Here is a 16,450-nt window from a genome sequence, read left to right as displayed (position 1 = left end):
GTCCGCCGTGATGCTCAGGTCCTGGCCCTCGGCGCTGGTCAGCGTGGGCGAGGCCAGCACCTTGTCGGCGGTCAATGTACCGGGCACCACGTGGTAGAGCAGCACCTTCTTGAGCAGCTCCGGATCGGCGTCCAGTGCGGCCAGCACGGCGGGATCGACCTTGGCGAAGGCGTCGTTGGTCGGCGCGAAGACCGTGAACTCGCCGCCGCTGAGCGTCTCGACCAGTCCGGCTTTGGTCAGCAGCGACACCAGCGTGCTGAATTGCGGATCGCCCACCGCGATCTCGGCGATGGTCTTGCTGGCCGCAGCCGTCTCGGTGGTTGCGGCGGCGTCGGCTGGAGCGGCGTCTGCTGGAGCGGCGTCGGCCATGGCGCCGGTATCTGCGGTCTCACCCGACGGCTGGCTCAGCGGCGTGGCCGGAATGACCAGCGGCTCGGCGGGGGCCGTATCGGCTGGGGCGGCGGCCACTTCGGCAACCGCAGCGTCAGGGCCGGAGGTCGCCGCGACGGCCATCGGCGGGGGCGCGACCGGCGCAGGGGCGGGAGCCGGGGCCGCCGCCGCCATCGGGGGCAGCAGCACGCCGTCGATCACGTGAATGACGCCGTTACAGGCGGGCACGTCGGCCTTGATGACGTTCACACCGTTGACCAGCACCTTGCTGCCCGACGTCTTGATGCTGATGGTGGCGCCCTGGGCGGTCTTGGCACTTTTCAGGCTCATGACCTGCTTGGCGCTGACCTTGCCCGGCACCACGTGGTAGAGCAGCACCGACTTGAGGGTCTCCTGGTCGTTGAGCACACCCGCCAGCACGTCGCTGGGCACCTTGTTAAAGGCGTCGTTGGTCGGTGCGAACACCGTGTACGTCCCGCTTTTGAGGGTATCGACCAGTCCGGCGCCCTGAAGTGCGGTGAGCAGCGTGCTGAACTGGGGACTGCCCGCCACGATATCGGCGATGCTCATGCAGGCCGCCGCCTTGGCGGGCACCACCGGCTTCGGACCGGCGCCGCCTGCCAAAGCCACGGACGCGGCCATCAAGCTACACGAGAGCAACACCATCATCTTTCTATGCATCTACGTCACCTCTAATTTGTTGGTCTGTGAATCCTACCCAGATTACGTTCAGCCGCTCTGACGCACCTGATGGAATCACACCAGAGCAACTTAAGAAAGCTTTATTTTCAGTTGGGCAGACGCTCACTCGTTTTTCATGTTCAGTTTCAGGCCCTGGCTTGGCGTGCCGCCGGACGGCTCCAGGCGCTGCCCAGCACGTAGGCGACGCTGCCCAGCAGACTGCCCAGCACCACGAAGCGCAGCACACCGCCCAGCAGCAGCGCCGTCGCCACCAGCACCTCGCCCAGCCCGGAGACCAGTTGCCCGATCAGCCACAGCCCGGCCAGGCCCAGCAGTACCAGCAGCGTGACGGTCAACAGCGGAAGCACAAAGCGCAGCATACTCGCCAGTTTAACGGCTGGGAGCCGGTGTGTTCAGTGGTCATCGGGCGGGTTGCAGGCGGGCGGGTTGCAGGACCGTCGAAGGTCTCTGAGCGCCACAGTCTCCATCCGTACCTGCGCCTGGTCTCAGTCGGGCAACACTCGCCCCAGTGTCCAGACGGCCAGGCCCAGCCCGACGCCGTAGCTCAGGTGGGCGCCCAGGCGGTTGAGGTGAGCGCGGGCGTCGCTGCTGGCCGGGCCGTCTTGCAGCCCCAGCAGCGGCACGAGCGCCTCGTCGGCGGCCAGCCACAGGGCCGCGCCATAGACACCGCCGCTGATCGGCTGGCCGCCGTGCCGGGCGCTCAGGGCGCCGTAGAGGGCGCCGCTGCCCAGGCCCATAGCCCAGTGGACCGCCTCACTCAGCGCGGCGCGGGTCTGGGGGCCGGGCGTCTGGTGCGCGATCAGCTCGTAGGCCGACCGGCCCAGCGAGGCAGTTGGTCCCTCACCGTTTTCGTGCTGCTGACCCAGCGGCGAGATGACGTGCCGGTCCGGCGCGGGCGGCTCGTTGCTGGATGGTTCATGGCTGGATGGTCCATTGCTGGGCGGCTGCACCAGCGGCGCCAGGCGCGTCCAGTACTGCCCCATCGCCAGCGTACCCACCAGGCCGCCCAGCGCACCGATAATCAGGCCCCGGTAGACCGGTGAGGGACGCGACGCTCTGCCGAAACGGCGCAGCAACCTTGTGTGGAGCAGCGTTGTGGACAGAGACGGAGAATGAGCCATGCTTCAAAGTAGACCGTCTACCCCGCTCAGGCGCTACAGGTGAAGACTTCCTGAAGCCGGGAAGCCGAAGCGGGCCGGGTTGGTCGGCCAGCCCTACAGTTTAGCCAGCACCCAGTTAGCCAGCACCCAGTTCGGCCAATACCGCCGCGCCCATCTGCGCCGTGCTGTGGCTGCCGCCCAGGTCCGGCGTGCGCACGGTGGCCAGCGCCTGTTGCACGGCGGCCTCGATGCGGCTGGCCTCGGCGTCACGGCCCAGCGAGTGGCGCAGCAGCATGGCGACGCTCAGAATGGTGCCGACCGGATTGGCGACGCCCTTTCCGGCGATGTCGGGGGCGCTGCCGTGAATGGGTTCGTACAGGCCGGGGCCGTCGCCCAGGCTGGCCGAGGGCATCACGCCCAGCGAGCCGGGAATGACGGCGGCCAGGTCGGACAGAATATCGCCGAAGAGGTTCTCGGTGACGATCACGTCGTAGCGGCCCGGTGTTTTGACCAGCAGCATCGCCACCGAATCGACGTACTCGTGCTCCAATTTCACATCGGTGTACTCGGTGTCGCGCAGGTTCTGGACCACGCCGCGCCACAGCTCGGAGACTTCGAGCACGTTGGCCTTGTCCACGCTGGTCAGCCGATGTTGGCGGGTCCGGGCCGCCTCGAAGGCCACGCGGGCCACCCGGTCCACCTCCGACTTGCTGTAGCCGATGGTGTTGTAGGCGTGCTCGCCCTCGATGGCGCGGCGTGGATCGAAATAGGCGCCGCCCAGCAGCTCGCGCACGATCAGCACGTCCACCTGGCGGGCCAGGTCGCTGCGCAGCGGCGAGAGGTCTTCCAGGCCCGGCATCACCTTGACGGGCCGCAGGTTGGCGAACACGCCCAGCGCCTGGCGCAGTTGCAGCAACCCCGATTCGGGCCGCAGCGCTCGCGGCAAGCTGTTCCAGGGCGAGTTCTGGGCGCCGCCCACCGTGCCGAGCAGCACCGCGTCGCAGGCCAGCACCGCCTCACGGGTGGCGCCTGGGAACGGCGAGCCCGTCAGGTCGTAGGCGCCGCCGCCCAGCAGCGCGTGCTCGATCTGAACATCCGGGGCGAGGTGTTGCAGCACCTGCACCGCGCTGGCGCAGACTTCAGGACCGATGCCGTCACCGGCCAATACCACAACTTTAGACATACTTAAGTATCTCCTTGTAAAGCTTTAGATTTACCGAGCGGGAGGAGTGGCGTGCCCAGGCGCGTTCTTGTCCAGAACGGCACCTATCGGGCCTGGCCGCTCCGTTCACGACGAAGAGCGAGTGAGGAAGAAAGTATGTCCTTCTTGGGCAGAACGGACGTCCAGCAGACGCCTGCCCGCTGGCGGAAGTGGAGGGATGGAGCGCTGTGTGCGGAAGCCCGAAATGTTAGTGAGGACATACTTAGACCTGGGCATAGGAGCTTCCTTGGGGAACAGGCGGCAGGGCGTCGAGTCTCGCCTGAATGCCGCGCACGATCAGGCTCAGCAGGTAAGCCGCGACGATGCTCAGCACATCGGAGCCGATGGAGATGAAGAGGGCCGTCTGGAGATTGGCGAGCGAGGTACCGGGTATCCGGCTCGCGGCTCTGGACGCCCAGTTGCCGATCAGCCAGCAGGCCCACCAGCCGCGCAGGGTACTGACCCCGGCCTCGGCTGGCTGGGCCGCCTCACGCACGATCTGGAAGGGGCGCCACAAGCTGATGACCGGCACGAACCACATCCCCACCGCCCAGCCCGGCGTCACCGAAACCGACTGACCGGCGGCCTTCAGGCGGCTCACAGCGGCGTGATACCAGACCAGGAACACGACCGCCGTCACCAGCAGGGTCAGCAGGTTCAGGACGCTGGAGAGGGTCACCAGCCGGTCGCTGAACTCAAGCGCCGAGCGCTCCGGAGCACGGTCCTCGCCGATGCGCGAGATCAGCGCGACCTGCCAGCTCTGCGTCAGGATGCTCAGCGCACCCATCGCCATGTTCGCCCACAGCAGCCAGGTGGTCCAATTGAACGAATCGCGGCTCACTCCGCCTGTCCGGCGTGGCCGTGCCCGCCCTCGGTGCTAACGACGTTCAGCGACTGGGCTTCCACATCCCTGGGCATGTGGTCGCGCATGTATTCCAGCCAGCCGCCCGCCTTCTGAATCTCCAGCGCGAAGGGCGGCACGGGGGCGAAGGCGACCTTCTGGCCGGTGCGCTCGTTGGTGAGCGTACCCGCCGCCAGGTCGAGGGTGCCCTCGTCGCCGTCGGTGAAGGCCGCCGCCACGTCCTGCGCCTCCAGGGCCAGGAAGCCGTTGTTGATGGCGTTGCGGTAGAAGATGCGGGCGAAGTTGGGCGCCAGAATCGCGCTGATGCCCGCCCCGCGCAGGCACCACACCGCGTGCTCCCGCGAGGAACCGCAGCCGAAATCCGCGCCGGTCACCATGATGTCGCCGGGCTTGACGCGCTTTACGAAATCCTTGTCGTAGTCTTCCATGGCGAATTTGGCCAGTTCGGACTCGATGTCGGTGGTGAGGTAACGGGCCGGAATGATCTCGTCGGTGTTGATGTGGTCGCGGGCAAAGACGTGAACGGTGGGCATGGGTAAACTCCTTTGGAGGGATCAGAACAGACCACTGGAAAAGAACAGCAGGGCGAGAACCGAGAACACCACCAGCAACACTTCACGGACGAGCACGCCCGCCAGCACGGCAGCCGCGACGCTTCGGCGCAACGGGTCTTTGCGCTGGAAGACGCAGATGAGCAGCACGCTCAGGCTCAGCAGCAACCAGATGACGGCGCTGGGGAGACTGGTCAGCATCAGCGGCAACCGACTGGATGAGCGGGCGCCGCTCAAGCCCACATAAGTGCCGACCTGGGCCATCACGCTCGGTACGGCCAGCGCCGCCAGACCGGCCAGGGCGCCCCACCAGAGGTTCGGGCGAAGCTCCGGTTGACCTCTAGCTCGCAGCGCGAACCAGCCCAGCGCGCCCAGAAAAGCCAGCAGCCCCGGCACGAGCTGGTTCAGGTTGGCAATGATGATGAATCTGCTGTCCACGGCGCGGCTAACCCTACTCGCCTTACTCGGTGGGCATGTCGATGGTGCGGGCAGCGGAGCCCCTGGGGGCAAAGCGCACCAGCTCCGGCGGCAGCTCCTCTTCCACGTCGCGCCAGGTTTCACCGTCGAAACTCAGCTCGTTCTCGAAGAACAGCATCTGGAGATCAGTCGCGCCGTCCGGGCCGGAGTCGTCCGGCAGCTCGGCGGGCACGTCCATCTTCACGGCGCTCAGGACCGGTAATTTGATCGCCGCGTCCAGTGCCAGCAACTCATCCGAGTAAAGCTCTTCGAGCGTGACACGGCTGTACTCGGCCCAGGTGGCGCTGTCACCGGCCCCGGTGAAGTCGCGCAGGCTGGCCCGCAGCCCCTCGGCCTGTAGGTCAGTGAAGGTCTCGCCTGTGAAGGCGTCCTCGGCCCACTCGACGCGCCCGTCGCTCCAGACCGTGACTTCCACGGTTTCCAGATCGATGGAATCGTCGAAAAAATTCCCGCCCTCGTCGCTTTCGCTCAGCGGGTAGGGCAGCCAGGTCTCGCCGTCTGTGGAGTAGAACTGCTCGGAGCCCGCAAACACGTCCAGCCCGGCGAGCATCTCCAGCGGCGCGGCGAACAGCGGTTGCAGCGGGGCGGGTTCGCGCAGCTCGAAGGTGACCCGCAGGGCGCTGGGCGCGGCGGCGTAATCGGGGTGCTGGTTGTCGGCCAGGCGGTCTTGGTGAAACTCCAGCCACAGCTCCGGGGTCTTGCCGGACCACTCGCGTGTCAGCTCGTCCAGCCCGGCGCGTTGGGCTTCGGGGGGCTGCACGGTCCAGCTCAGCTCGCCGCCCTGGGTCAGCTCGGCGGTGGAGCTGCCGACCAGCTCGCCGGTCAGATTGAGCACCGGATGCTGCATCAGGTAGCCCAGCACCTGCTCGAAGTCGTCGACCACCGGCAGACTGCTCCAGGGGCCGTGCGCCGAGGCGTGCTGGCGGAGCCGGAAATGCAGCCAGGTGTTGACGGTGCCCTCCACCTGAACGCTGTCGGCGTCTTCCTCACGCGGCTCGCCGGGCCAGATCGCCAGCTCACCCAGCAGGCGGCGGCGCGGCGGCACGGTGATGGCTTCCACGTCCTCGCGGGTGTTCAGCAGCGCTTCGGGCAGCCCGGCCATGACGTAAGTGGTGCGGTACGCCTGGTCCCAGTGGGCGCCGACGGGCAGCATCCGCGTCAGGGTCAGGGCGATCTGCTCGCGCTCGGCCTCGCCGACGGGCTGCTGAATGAAACTCAGCTTGCCGTCACGGTCCACCTCGACTTCAAAGGGGTGCAATGTGGGCATCAGGCCGAGCTGTTTGCGGCGTTTGGCATCTCCCATGTCAGTCGCCCGCCTTGCCCAGCGTGCCAATCGTATCGTTGTAGGCGCGTGGGTCGGAGATGAACCCGGCGATGGCACTGGCCGCCACCGTCGCGGGCGAGGCCAGGTAAATCTGCGCGGTGGGGTCGCCCATCCGGCCCACGAAGTTGCGGTTGGTGCTGCTGATGCACACGTCGTCCGGTCCCAGCACGCCCGAATGCATCCCCAGGCAGGCGCCGCACGAGGGGTAGCTCACGCTGGCTCCGGCGTCCACGAAGATTTCGAGCAGTCCTTCCTGCGCCGCCTGCTTCCAGATGAGCTGGGTGGCGGGCACGACGATCATCTGCACGTCGTCGGCGATCTTGTGGCCTTTCAGGATGCGGGCCACGTCGCGCAGGTCGCTGATGCGCCCGTTGGTGCAGCTTCCGACGTAGGCGTGAGAGACCTTGATGCGGTCGCTGCCCGCCACCCGCCCGTTGCTGGGGATGTGCGGGTAGGCCACGGTGGGTTCGGTGGCGCCCGCGTCCACCTCGATAACCACTTTGTACTTCGCGTCGGGGTCGGACTGGTATTCGGTGTACTGATCGGGCGTGACGCCGCGCGCGGCCATGTAGGCGCGGGTGGTGTCGTCCACGGCGATGATACCGGTCTTGCCGCCCGCCTCGATGGCCATGTTGGCGAGCGTGAAGCGGCCCTCCATATCCAGGTGGTCGATCATCTCGCCGACCCATTCCATGACCAGGTAGTTGGCGCCGTCGGCCCCGATGCGCTTGATGACTTCCAGCACCAGGTCCTTGGGCGTGACGCCCGGCTGGAGACGGCCCGACACTTTGATGAGCATGGTTTCGGGCACCTTGAACCAGACCTTGCCCGCATAGATGGCTCCGGCCAGATCGGTGCTGCCGACTCCGGTGGCGAAGGTGCCCAGGGCGCCCGCGTTGCAGGTGTGCGAGTCGCCGGACACCAGCGTCTGCCCCGGCTTCATCAGGCCGGTGTTTTCCAGCACGACGTGGGCGATGCCGCCGCGCCCCACGTCGTAGAAGTGCTTGATGCCGTTTTTCTGGACCCAGCTCTTGAGCTTCTGGTACATCTGGGCGGCCTTGATGTTCATGGCCGGAACCGAGTGGTCGGGCACCGCCACGATCTGGTCGGGGTTGAACACCCGGTCCATGCCGCGCTCTTCGAGCATCCGCAGGGCGGCGGGGGTGGTGATCTCGTGGCACAGCACCCAGTCGGTGGCGCACTCGATGAGCTGGCCGGGCACCAGCACGTCGTGGCCGCTGTGGGCCGCCAGAATCTTCTCGGCAATCGTCATTCCCATTGAGTATTCCTCCTAAATTGCTGGCGGGTGATGCGTTCTTCATCACTCCGACCAACGGGAGTAGCCAAGAGTGGCTGGGGGCGGAGGTGGAGGGTGTTCGGGTGCTTTTTCCGAATACCCGTAACTGGAGCCGCTAGACACTTACGTGAGCCCACACCACAAAAAAAGCCCGAACCACTGGGATTCGGGGCCGGTGTGAGGCGCTGAATCGGCGCTCACTGCCCCCAGCGAAGAAGAAGCGCACCGTTGTCGGCGGCTCCCCTCTGGTCGGCAATCAACATACCGTGAGTCTAGTCCTGTTCGGGGGGCGGGGCAAGGCGAGTCGTCTGGACCGGGGCGGCCCGTTTCTCGTCACCGCTTTGCCCCCTGCACTTCCACTGGCACTCCCACCGGCACTCCCACCTTCACCACCCCACGCGGCAAGCGGACCCACAACCCGGCCACCGCCAGGGCGCCCAGGCCCACCACCACGCCCAGGCCCAGATGCGGCCCCAGCGGCCCCGACTTGCCGATCAGGTAACTGACGATCAGCGCTCCGGGCGGCCCCATGCCCATCAGCACCAGCGAGTAGACGCTCATGACCCGGCCCCGCAGCGCGTCGGGCACGGTGAGCTGCACGGTGCTGTTGGCGCTGATCAGAAAGGTCAACATGCCGAAGCCGCAGATGGCCAGCACCAGCGAGGCCAGCAGGGCCGAGGGCGCGAAGGCGAAAGCGGCGCTGCTGAGCAGCATGATGAGCGCCCCAGGCCGCAGATTCCGCGCCGGGTCGCGCTGGGACGCCTGCCACAGCGCCCCGATCATGGCCCCGGCCCCGAAGGCGGCGTTCATGGCCCCGAAGCCGCCTTCCCGCAGGCCGTACACGGCGCGGGCGAAGTAGGGGATGATGACGTTGAAGTTGATGACGCTCAGGCTCAGCAGCGCCACCAGCGCCATAGTGACGCCCACGGCGGGCGTGCCGCGCACGTAGCGCAGCCCCTCCTGAATGTCGCTGATAACCGGGCGGCGCGGCCCGCCGAATTCACGAACCGGAAACGGCAGGGTTGCGAGCACATACAGCACCAGCACGAACGAGGCCACGTTCAGGTAAAAGGGAAACGCCAGGCCCTGCACCGACTCGCCACTGCCCCCGGACAGCCCAGTTCCTCCAAACAATGCCGCGCCCGCCGCCGCCACCAGCCCGAAGACCGCCTGCCCCAGCGTGCGAGAGACGTTGAACGACAGGCTGTTGAGCGCCACGGCGTTGCTGACGTCTTCTCTGGGCACGAAGTCCACCACCATGCTCTGCCGGGCGGGCATGTCGAAGGCGTTGGCCGTGCCGCTGACTGCCGCCAGAATCAGCACCAGCGGCAGCGTCACCAGGTTCAGGTGAGTCGTGACCGCCAGCGTCAGGGCCGTGAGCATCAGCGTGATCTGGGTGCTCAGCAGCACCCGGCGCCGCTCGCTGCGGTCGATGATGGCCCCGGCGAACAGCGAGAGCAGCAGGCTGGGCATGAACTGCGCGGCGGTGACCCAGCCGAGCGCCGCCGAGTTGTTGCCGGTGAGTTCCAGCACCAGGTACGACTGGGCGGTGGCCTGCATCCACGAACCCACCAGGCTGAGCAGTTGCGAAAACCAGAAGCGCCGGTACTGCGGATGCCTCAACGCCCGGAAGGTGTCGCGGCGCCAGGTGCCGAGTGAGGCGAACATACTCCGAGGCTGCGCCCGGCCTGGATTGGAAAGATGAGCGTTGATGAACGTCAGTTGCCCCTGGCGGTGAGAAGTGGTGATAAAAGTGTAACTCGCTCAGGGCTACCCTGAATTAGTGGCGCGGCCAGTCACGCGGCTGACTAAAGATGAGAGGGCGTGAATATTTCCTCACCCCACCAAAGTAGACCGTGTTACACTGCGCCATCGTTGTAGACGTCGCTTAAGTCCTGTTGAGCCCCAACTTCGCCTCACCCTGCCCTGCTGAGCGGTGCGTTTCCCTGGCACCCACTCAGCCGCCGAGGTCTTCGTGTTCCGAACCCTGCTGTGTGCTGTTTTGTTGTGCCCCGGAGCCGCGCTGGCGGCTGGATTGCCGGTTACTGGATCGCCGGTCACTGGCTTACCGGTAACTGGCTCGTCGCCTCTTCCCGCCGCGCCGACTGGGCTGACTGGACACGGCGTCACTGGGCTCAAAACTGGGCTCAACATTACCGTGCAGCCCAAAGACACCGCCTACAGCCTGGCTAAACGGTACAACCTCAGCGTGGACGCGCTGCTCAACCTCAACAACTTGCGAAGCCCGAACCTCAGCGTAGGCCAGACGCTGCTCGTGTCGCCCCCGACGTACACCGTCGTCCGGGGCGACACGGCGTTTAACGTGGCCCGGCGCTCTGGCCTGAGCGTGGACGCGCTGCTGAGCCTCAATCACCTCAGCGGCCCCAACCTCAGCGTGGGCCAGGTTCTGAGCCTGAGCACGGCGACTGGGGGAACGGCGACTGGGAGTGCGGCGGCTGGCAGTCCGTCCAGCAGCGCCAGCAACACCAGTCTCAGCACAGCCAGTCTCAGCGCAGCCAGTCTCAGCACAGCCGCAGCGGCGCCCGACCTCTCCAGCTCATACGCCAGCTCCAGTGCCACCAATCTGCCCCTGACAGAGCCGAGCCTGACCAGCCCCGTCAACTCCAGCACGACCTTTTCGACGATCAACGTGACGCCGGAACCGACCACCACCGTACCGCTGCCCGAACCGCTGACCCCACTTGGCGCCGAGGTGACGCCGGGCCAGACCGAGCAGACCGGGCCGGGCCAGACCGGGCCAAATCCGCCGCTGTCCGGCGAGTACGACTGGCTGGCCAACGCCCAGAGCCTGCTGGGCGTGCCCTACGCCTGGGGCGGTCAGAGCCGCCGGGGCACCGATTGCAGCGGCTTCGTGCTTCAGGTCTTCGCGCCGCTGGGGCTGAACCTGCCGCGCAGCAGCGCCCAGCAGGCCCAGGTGGGCGTGGCCGTCGAGCGCAGCCAGCTTCAGAGCGGCGATCTGGTATTTTTCGACACCGAGGGCCGGGGCCGGGTCACGCATGTGGGCATCGCGCTGAGTGGAGGCACCTTCATCAACGCCAATTCGTATCTAGGCAAGGTGTCCATCGACGACCTGACCAGCCGTTACTGGGCCACCCGCTACCTCGGCGCCCGGCGGGTGCTCGGCGTGCTGGCCAGCCGGTAGGGAACCCGAACTCTCAAAGCTCGTCTGGTCAAAGCTCGTCTGGCCAAACCTCGTCTGGACGAACGCCCAGCAGCCGAATCTCGCCTCCCTGGGGCAGCGCGAAGGCGTGCAGCTCGCCGCCGAGCAGGTCCGCGATCAGGTGCGGCACGGGGTAAGCGGCCCGCGCCTGATCGACGCCGCTGAAGCGGGCCGGGCCGCGTGGGTGGCTGTGGTAGATGCCGACCAGTTCGAGCCCCTCCAGTCGCATGGCCGCCAGTGAGCGCACGAACTGCGGCGCCCCGGCCAGGAACTCGCGCAGCGGATCGGGCGCCACGTTGGGCAGCGGGTAGAGGGCCACCGCCTCCCAGCCGACTGAATTCGGGCCGCTTACCAAAACCTGGCCGCCCAGCACGCCCACGCACTCCTGCGGCGCCGCCCGCCGGGCATGCTGCCAGAGCTGGCGCCTGAGCACATCGGGCAACACCAGCCAGCCGGAGCAGAGGGAATTCATAGCCTCCAGCTTAGAGCAGTACTCCGAATGACGCCACGGGGAAAACAGCCTCCCCGCGCCTCCATTCTGCGCCTTGCTCAGTTAAAACTACTCGCTTTGCTCGGTCATAAAAAGGGTCTTTTTACGACATCTGCTTTAGTGAAGTTGAACGGTGGTCTATCGCCGCATAGTGAAACGCTCTGAACCATCGTGATGATAGCAATGTCGTTCTGAGCGCCCCAGGAAGTCCCCTTCAGTAGACCCTTCGGCTGCGCTCAGGGTGACAAATCTTCGGAGTTGTCGGTCAGGTTGTTTGCAGATGCTCAGTCCTGATACGAGAAATGCCTTGGCTGACCGTCAAGACAATACTGTGCCAGTCTTTGATAGCCATCCCGCCGCGTATTCAGGACGACAGATTTTTAGTTTGTTCTGGACACTGCTGCAAAAGAGGCGCGGAAATATCCAGAACCCTTCTTCCCCAGTCGCCCTGCTTCCCTCGACTCGCTCCGCCGCCCAGCTTCATCAGGCTCCGGCACTCGCCTCAGAGCCACAGGCGCCGCCGAGCCGCTAAACTACGGACATGACCAAGGCGAAAAAACCCGCCAAAACCGTCCAGAACCGCTTCGACGGTGAGGCGCTCGGCCTGGTGCTGTTCGCGCTGGGCATTTTTCTGATTATCACCCTGGTGCTGCCCGCCCAGGGCGCCGGGTTCATGTCACAGGCCCACGGCGCTCTGATAGGCGCACTGTCGTGGGGTGGCTACACCCTACCGATGATTCCGCTGTGCTACGGCGTGCTCGTTTTTCTGGGGCGCGACCTGGGCAGGCTGACCCGCCGCCTCTTGGGCGCGGCCATCGTGATTCTGTCGCTGCTGGCGCTGCAAGAAATTGCCCTGCCGGGCACGGCGGGCAGCCTGGCGGCGCTGGCGCTGCGCCCCCTGCGCTTGCTGGGCTACGCGGCGGCGCTGCTGCCGGTCATCACCCTGACGCTGGGCGCGGAACTGATGCTGCGGCTCAAGCCGTTCACCGTGCTCAAGGGCTTTTTCCGGGGCGTCAGCGGGGTAATCGGCGCACTGCTGGGCGTCTTCCAGGGCGCCATCGAGGCCCGCCAGGAGGGCAAGGGCACCGCCCAGCAACGCCAGCAGGTCCGGCAGCACTTGTCGGTGCATACCCGCAATCTGGAGACGCTGGGCAAGCTCTACCCCGACAGCCGCGAGCTCCGGGGCTGGCAGGACGAGACCAAGGATGCCAGCAAGCAGGTCCGGGCGCTCGACGAGCACGGCCTGAAAGATATGGAGGCCGAGCTGCGGCACTGGCGCGAAATCAGCTCCAACTTCGTGCAGGGCGCCGGGCGCGACCTTCAGGCGGCCCTGGAGCGCGAGGCGCCCGACGCCGGGACCGAGGTGGAGACGCTGGCCCAGGAGGTCCGGGCCGGACGCAGTGAGCTGAGCCGCGAACTGCCCTCGACCCTGGCCAGCGGCGCCCTGGAACGCCTACGCCGCAGCCTGGTGATGGACCTCTACCGGCTGGCGGCCCGCGCCGGAACCCTGGAGCGCGAACGCAAACGCGCCATGAAGTCGCTCGAAAAGCCCGACCCGGCGCTGCTGGCCCGCGAGCGCCCGGCCCACTCGGCCCGCGCCCAGGGCTGGCGCGAACTCGAAGGCGGTTACGCCACCTGGAAGACCCGCAGCGAACGCTATCCCGGCTGGCCGCAACTGACCCGCAGCTTCGATTCCGGCCCGACCTACCTGGCCGAGTCGCTCGAACAGGCCCTGCTGACCGACCCGGACGCCACCCTGGCCGACCTGGCCCACTGGCAACGGCGCGGCGAGGATATCGTCAGCGGCGCACCGTTGATGGATTTCGACTTCGGCAGTTTCGGCAGCACCGAATCAGCCAACACTGAAGAGTTAGCCAACACTGAATTCGGAGCCGGACTGGCCTACCAGCCGCCGCTGATCGACATGCGGCTGGGCGAGGTGGGTCCGGGCGCTGCGTTCAGTTCGTCCGGTTCGGAGCACGGCCTGGTTCAGCCGGTGCCTGCCGTGCTGGTCGCCGCCGCCCAGACTTCAGGGGTGACGGGTTCAGGAGTGACGGGTTCAGGCAACAACGGCCCGGTTCACAACAGTTCTATCAGCGGCGCGGCGTTTGCTGGACCTGGCCCTGTTGCTGGACCTGGACCTGTTGCTGGCCCTGGCCCCGTCTCAGAGGTCGCCGAGCTACCCGTACCGTCTGGCCGCAAGCTCGAACCCGGCCTGCCCTGGGAGGAGTCCGAGGGCGGCGCCGCCCCCAAGCGCAGCCGCCCGGCGCAGGGCGCCTTGGAGCTGGCGCTGCCCGGCCTGGACCTGCTCGACCCGATTCCGCCGGAGGTCCACAACACCGCCGCGCTCGACCACTCGGCGCGGCAGCGGGCCGGGCTCATCAACGAGACGCTGGGGCAATTCGGACTCTCGGCCAAGGTGGTGGACTTCGCCCGTGGCCCCACCGTCACCCGCTACGAGATCGAGCCTGCGCCCGGCGAGAAGATCAGCCGCATCGCCAGCCTAAGTAACGACCTGGCGCGTGCCCTGGCCGTCGGCGGCGTGCGCGTCGAGGCCCCGGTGCCCGGCAAGAGCGTCATCGGGCTGGAGGTGCCCAACGCCGAGCGCGAGCCGGTCACCTTTCACACGGCGGTGGCGGCGGCCAGCTTCCAGAACAGCCGGGCGCGGCTGCCGATCATCCTGGGCAAATCCATAGACGGCGAGCTGATGGTCGGCGACCTGGCCAAGATGCCGCATCTGCTGGTGGCGGGCAGCACCGGATCGGGCAAGTCGGTGTGCGTGAATACCCTGATCACCAGCCTGCTGTTCAAGTATCTGCCCCAGGAACTGCGGTTTCTGATGATCGACCCCAAGATGGTGGAACTCACGCCCTACGACGGCATTCCGCACCTGGTCCGCAGCGTGGTCACCAACCCGGTGGACGCCGCCGGGGTGCTGCTGGGCGCGGTGGCCCACATGGAGCGGCGCTACAAGATGATGTCGCAGGTCGGCGCCAAGAACCTGGAGCAGTACAACGCCAAGATGCGCCAGGTTGGCGAGGTGGAATTGCCGCACCTCATCATCATCATCGACGAGCTGGCGGACCTGATGATTACCTCGCCCAAGGAAGTCGAGTCGGCGATCATGCGCCTGGCGCAGATGGCCCGCGCCACCGGCATGCACCTGATCCTGGCGACCCAGCGGCCCAGCGTGGATATTCTGACCAGCCTGATCAAAGTCAACGTGCCCGCCCGCATCGCCTTCGCCGTCAGCAGTTCGCACGACTCGCGCACCATCTTAGACAGCATGGGCGCCGAGCGGCTGACCGGCATGGGTGACATGCTGTTTTACCAGCCGGGCCTCATTAAACCCATTCGCCTCCAGGGGCCGTACATCAGCGAGGACGAATCGGCCCGCATCACCGGGGAGCTGCGCCGCCAGGTCTTCGACGACGATTTCGTGGAACTCTACGGCCCCGACTTCGACGGCGGCATCGAGGCGGGCCACAGTCCCGGCGACAAGGCCAACATGGACTTCTCGGACCCGCTGCTGCGCCAGGCCGCCGAAATCTGCATCGAGGAGGGTCAGGGCAGCGTGAGCCGCTTGCAGCGTCGCCTGTCAGTGGGCCACGCCCGCGCCGGAAAACTGATGGACCTGATGGAAGCCATGGGCATCGTCAGCAAGCACCAGGGCAGCAAGCCGCGTGACATTTTAATTAACAGAGAGGATCTGCCGGAATATTTCGGGAAGTAGGAAGTGGGGAGTGGGGAGTGGGCACGACCTGACCTACTCAACCATCCACTTCTCCCCTGTTCGGTTCGTTCAATACAGCAGTTAGCGCAGAGGGCCGTTCAGCAACTTGAACGGCCCTCTCTACTGCGTCCGGCCTCCCACTTCCCTTCGCCCTTTCCACTGCCTACTTCCCAAAACAAAAAACCGCCCCCGAAGGAGCGGCTCTGTACAACCTTAAATTTGAGGCAACCTCAGTCTCAGGCGGCGGTCTTGGCGCTGACCTTGTTCGCGTTGGCGGTTTTGGCACTCGCCACCAGCAGGGCGAAGGCGTCGGGCTCGCGGGCGGCCAGGTCGGCCAGCACCTTGCGGTTGAGGTCGATGTTGGCCAGCTTGAGCCCGGCGATGAAGTTCGAGTAGTTCATGCCGTGCAGCCTGGCACCGGCATTGATGCGCTGAATCCACAGGCGGCGGAAGTCGCGCTTTTTGTTGCGGCGGTCGCGGTACTCGTAGGTCGCGGCGTTGAGCAGCGTCTGAAAGGCCATCTTGTACTGCTTGGAGCGTGAACCCCAGAAGCCCTTGGCCCGCTTGAGTACCTTCTTGTGACGGCGACGACGGATGGTGCCTGTCTTGGACCGTGGCATAGCTTATTTCCCTCCCGGCAGGGCGAGTTTCATGCGTGCCCACTCGCTTTTAGCCAGAACAAAGCCCTTGCCCTTGCCCGCGATTTCCGAACCGCTCTTGCCGGTGTTCTGGTGGCGCTTGCCACTCTTGAACGCCATGACTTTGCCCGTCGCCGTGATCTTCACGCGGCGCGTGGCGCTCTTTTTGGTCTTCATTTTCGGCATACTCTCTCCCTGAGCCCGGCGGACAGCCTGCACTGCGCTGAGTGCTGAGCAAGCGTCGCCGTCTGGGGAGCGCGGGCCGCGCCGACATGCAGCGCTGTTGGTGCCCGGCCCCACTTGTGGCCAAGAAGAGACTATACAGGGCCAGGTGGGCGGGAAGCAAGCCTGGACATTGCGCCAGGGTGTAACTCAGAAATGCGGGATACTGAGGGATGATCGAACCAGAGTGGGCGGTAGCCGTGCGGGAGCGAACAGAGCAACTGATCCGTGACCTGAACGCCGGGTTGCCTCAGGACGCCGGTCCAGTGGCGATCGAACGCG

At 66.2% G+C, this 16,450-nt stretch carries 15 protein-coding genes; 2 read left to right on the top strand and 13 right to left on the bottom strand.

What is annotated here, in order from left to right; genetic code table 11:
* The 10 genes from Q0R23_RS08190 to Q0R23_RS08145 form a co-directional block, all read right to left on the bottom strand.
* Positions 1-1,071: fasciclin domain-containing protein (locus Q0R23_RS08190; protein ID WP_293911997.1), on the bottom strand; the 1,071-nt coding region annotated here is incomplete at its 3' end.
* Between the two features lie 146 nt (positions 1,072-1,217).
* Positions 1,218-1,451: a hypothetical protein gene (locus Q0R23_RS08185; RefSeq protein ID WP_293911996.1), complete on the bottom strand. Its 234-nt coding sequence runs from the start codon at positions 1,449-1,451 to the stop codon at positions 1,218-1,220.
* A 126-nt stretch (positions 1,452-1,577) separates the two neighbouring features.
* Entirely contained in the window at positions 1,578-2,213 is a 636-nt protein-coding gene (locus tag Q0R23_RS08180) for a hypothetical protein (RefSeq protein ID WP_293911995.1), read from the bottom strand.
* A 115-nt stretch (positions 2,214-2,328) separates the two neighbouring features.
* A complete protein-coding gene (gene leuB, locus Q0R23_RS08175; protein WP_293911994.1) occupies positions 2,329-3,375 on the bottom strand; it encodes a 3-isopropylmalate dehydrogenase in 1,047 nt (348 codons plus the stop codon).
* Positions 3,376-3,616: 241 nt separating this feature from the next.
* On the bottom strand, positions 3,617-4,234 hold the full coding sequence (locus tag Q0R23_RS08170) for a DUF4328 domain-containing protein (protein ID WP_293911992.1): 618 nt from the start codon (positions 4,232-4,234) through the stop codon (positions 3,617-3,619).
* Complete coding sequence (locus Q0R23_RS08165) at positions 4,231-4,788, bottom strand: 3-isopropylmalate dehydratase small subunit (RefSeq protein ID WP_293911991.1); 558 nt, start codon at positions 4,786-4,788, stop codon at positions 4,231-4,233. The genes Q0R23_RS08170 and Q0R23_RS08165 overlap by 4 nt, the downstream gene beginning before the upstream one ends.
* 21 nt (positions 4,789-4,809) lie before the next feature.
* Positions 4,810-5,244 (bottom strand): hypothetical protein, encoded by a 435-nt coding sequence (locus Q0R23_RS08160; protein WP_293911989.1) that lies wholly within the window; start codon positions 5,242-5,244, stop codon positions 4,810-4,812.
* A 22-nt stretch (positions 5,245-5,266) separates the two neighbouring features.
* Positions 5,267-6,586, bottom strand: coding sequence for a hypothetical protein (locus Q0R23_RS08155; protein WP_293911988.1), 1,320 nt, complete (start codon positions 6,584-6,586; stop codon positions 5,267-5,269).
* 1 nt (position 6,587) lies between these two features.
* Complete coding sequence (locus Q0R23_RS08150) at positions 6,588-7,886, bottom strand: homoaconitate hydratase family protein (protein ID WP_293911986.1); 1,299 nt, start codon at positions 7,884-7,886, stop codon at positions 6,588-6,590.
* A 351-nt stretch (positions 7,887-8,237) separates the two neighbouring features.
* Entirely contained in the window at positions 8,238-9,572 is a 1,335-nt protein-coding gene (locus Q0R23_RS08145; protein ID WP_293911985.1) for an MFS transporter, read from the bottom strand.
* A 268-nt stretch (positions 9,573-9,840) separates the two neighbouring features.
* Here Q0R23_RS08145 and Q0R23_RS08140 point away from each other — a divergent pair, with 268 nt between their 5' ends.
* A complete protein-coding gene (locus Q0R23_RS08140) occupies positions 9,841-11,067 on the top strand; it encodes an NlpC/P60 family protein (protein WP_293911983.1) in 1,227 nt (408 codons plus the stop codon).
* A 28-nt stretch (positions 11,068-11,095) separates the two neighbouring features.
* On the opposite strand, the gene Q0R23_RS08135 is transcribed toward Q0R23_RS08140, so the two are convergent.
* Positions 11,096-11,557 carry a M67 family metallopeptidase gene (locus tag Q0R23_RS08135; protein WP_293911981.1) on the bottom strand — a complete coding sequence of 154 codons (462 nt, stop codon included), beginning with the start codon at positions 11,555-11,557 and terminating at the stop codon, positions 11,096-11,098.
* A 559-nt stretch (positions 11,558-12,116) separates the two neighbouring features.
* Between Q0R23_RS08135 and Q0R23_RS08130 the strand changes: the two genes are divergently transcribed.
* Complete coding sequence (locus Q0R23_RS08130) at positions 12,117-15,308, top strand: DNA translocase FtsK (RefSeq protein WP_293911980.1); 3,192 nt, start codon at positions 12,117-12,119, stop codon at positions 15,306-15,308.
* Positions 15,309-15,544: 236 nt separating this feature from the next.
* Here Q0R23_RS08130 and rplT read toward each other — a convergent pair whose 3' ends face one another.
* Both rplT and rpmI read right to left on the bottom strand, forming a co-directional pair.
* Positions 15,545-15,928 carry a 50S ribosomal protein L20 gene (gene rplT / locus Q0R23_RS08125; RefSeq protein WP_293911978.1) on the bottom strand — a complete coding sequence of 128 codons (384 nt, stop codon included), beginning with the start codon at positions 15,926-15,928 and terminating at the stop codon, positions 15,545-15,547.
* 3 nt (positions 15,929-15,931) lie between these two features.
* Entirely contained in the window at positions 15,932-16,132 is a 201-nt protein-coding gene (gene rpmI, locus Q0R23_RS08120; RefSeq protein ID WP_293911976.1) for a 50S ribosomal protein L35, read from the bottom strand.
* Positions 16,133-16,450: the final 318 nt, after the last annotated feature.

The organism is Deinococcus sp., assembly GCF_025362455.1.
GTDB lineage: Bacteria > Deinococcota > Deinococci > Deinococcales > Deinococcaceae > Deinococcus.
This window is presented reverse-complemented; position numbering and strand designations above follow the sequence as displayed.

Bases quoted from the DNA above. Each gene is read 5' to 3' on its own strand.
- Q0R23_RS08185 (WP_293911996.1), bottom strand. From the start codon at position 1,451: ATGCTGCGCTTTGTGCTTCCGCTGTTGACCGTCACGCTGCTGGTACTG.
- Q0R23_RS08180 (WP_293911995.1), bottom strand. From the start codon at position 2,213: ATGGCTCATTCTCCGTCTCTGTCCACAACGCTGCTCCACACAAGGTTG.
- leuB (WP_293911994.1), bottom strand. From the start codon at position 3,375: ATGTCTAAAGTTGTGGTATTGGCCGGTGACGGCATCGGTCCTGAAGTC.
- Q0R23_RS08165 (WP_293911991.1), bottom strand. From the start codon at position 4,788: ATGCCCACCGTTCACGTCTTTGCCCGCGACCACATCAACACCGACGAG.
- Q0R23_RS08155 (WP_293911988.1), bottom strand. From the start codon at position 6,586: ATGGGAGATGCCAAACGCCGCAAACAGCTCGGCCTGATGCCCACATTG.
- Q0R23_RS08150 (WP_293911986.1), bottom strand. From the start codon at position 7,886: ATGGGAATGACGATTGCCGAGAAGATTCTGGCGGCCCACAGCGGCCAC.
- Q0R23_RS08145 (WP_293911985.1), bottom strand. From the start codon at position 9,572: ATGTTCGCCTCACTCGGCACCTGGCGCCGCGACACCTTCCGGGCGTTG.
- Q0R23_RS08135 (WP_293911981.1), bottom strand. From the start codon at position 11,557: ATGAATTCCCTCTGCTCCGGCTGGCTGGTGTTGCCCGATGTGCTCAGG.
- Q0R23_RS08130 (WP_293911980.1), top strand. From the start codon at position 12,117: ATGACCAAGGCGAAAAAACCCGCCAAAACCGTCCAGAACCGCTTCGAC.
- rplT (WP_293911978.1), bottom strand. From the start codon at position 15,928: ATGCCACGGTCCAAGACAGGCACCATCCGTCGTCGCCGTCACAAGAAG.
- rpmI (WP_293911976.1), bottom strand. From the start codon at position 16,132: ATGCCGAAAATGAAGACCAAAAAGAGCGCCACGCGCCGCGTGAAGATC.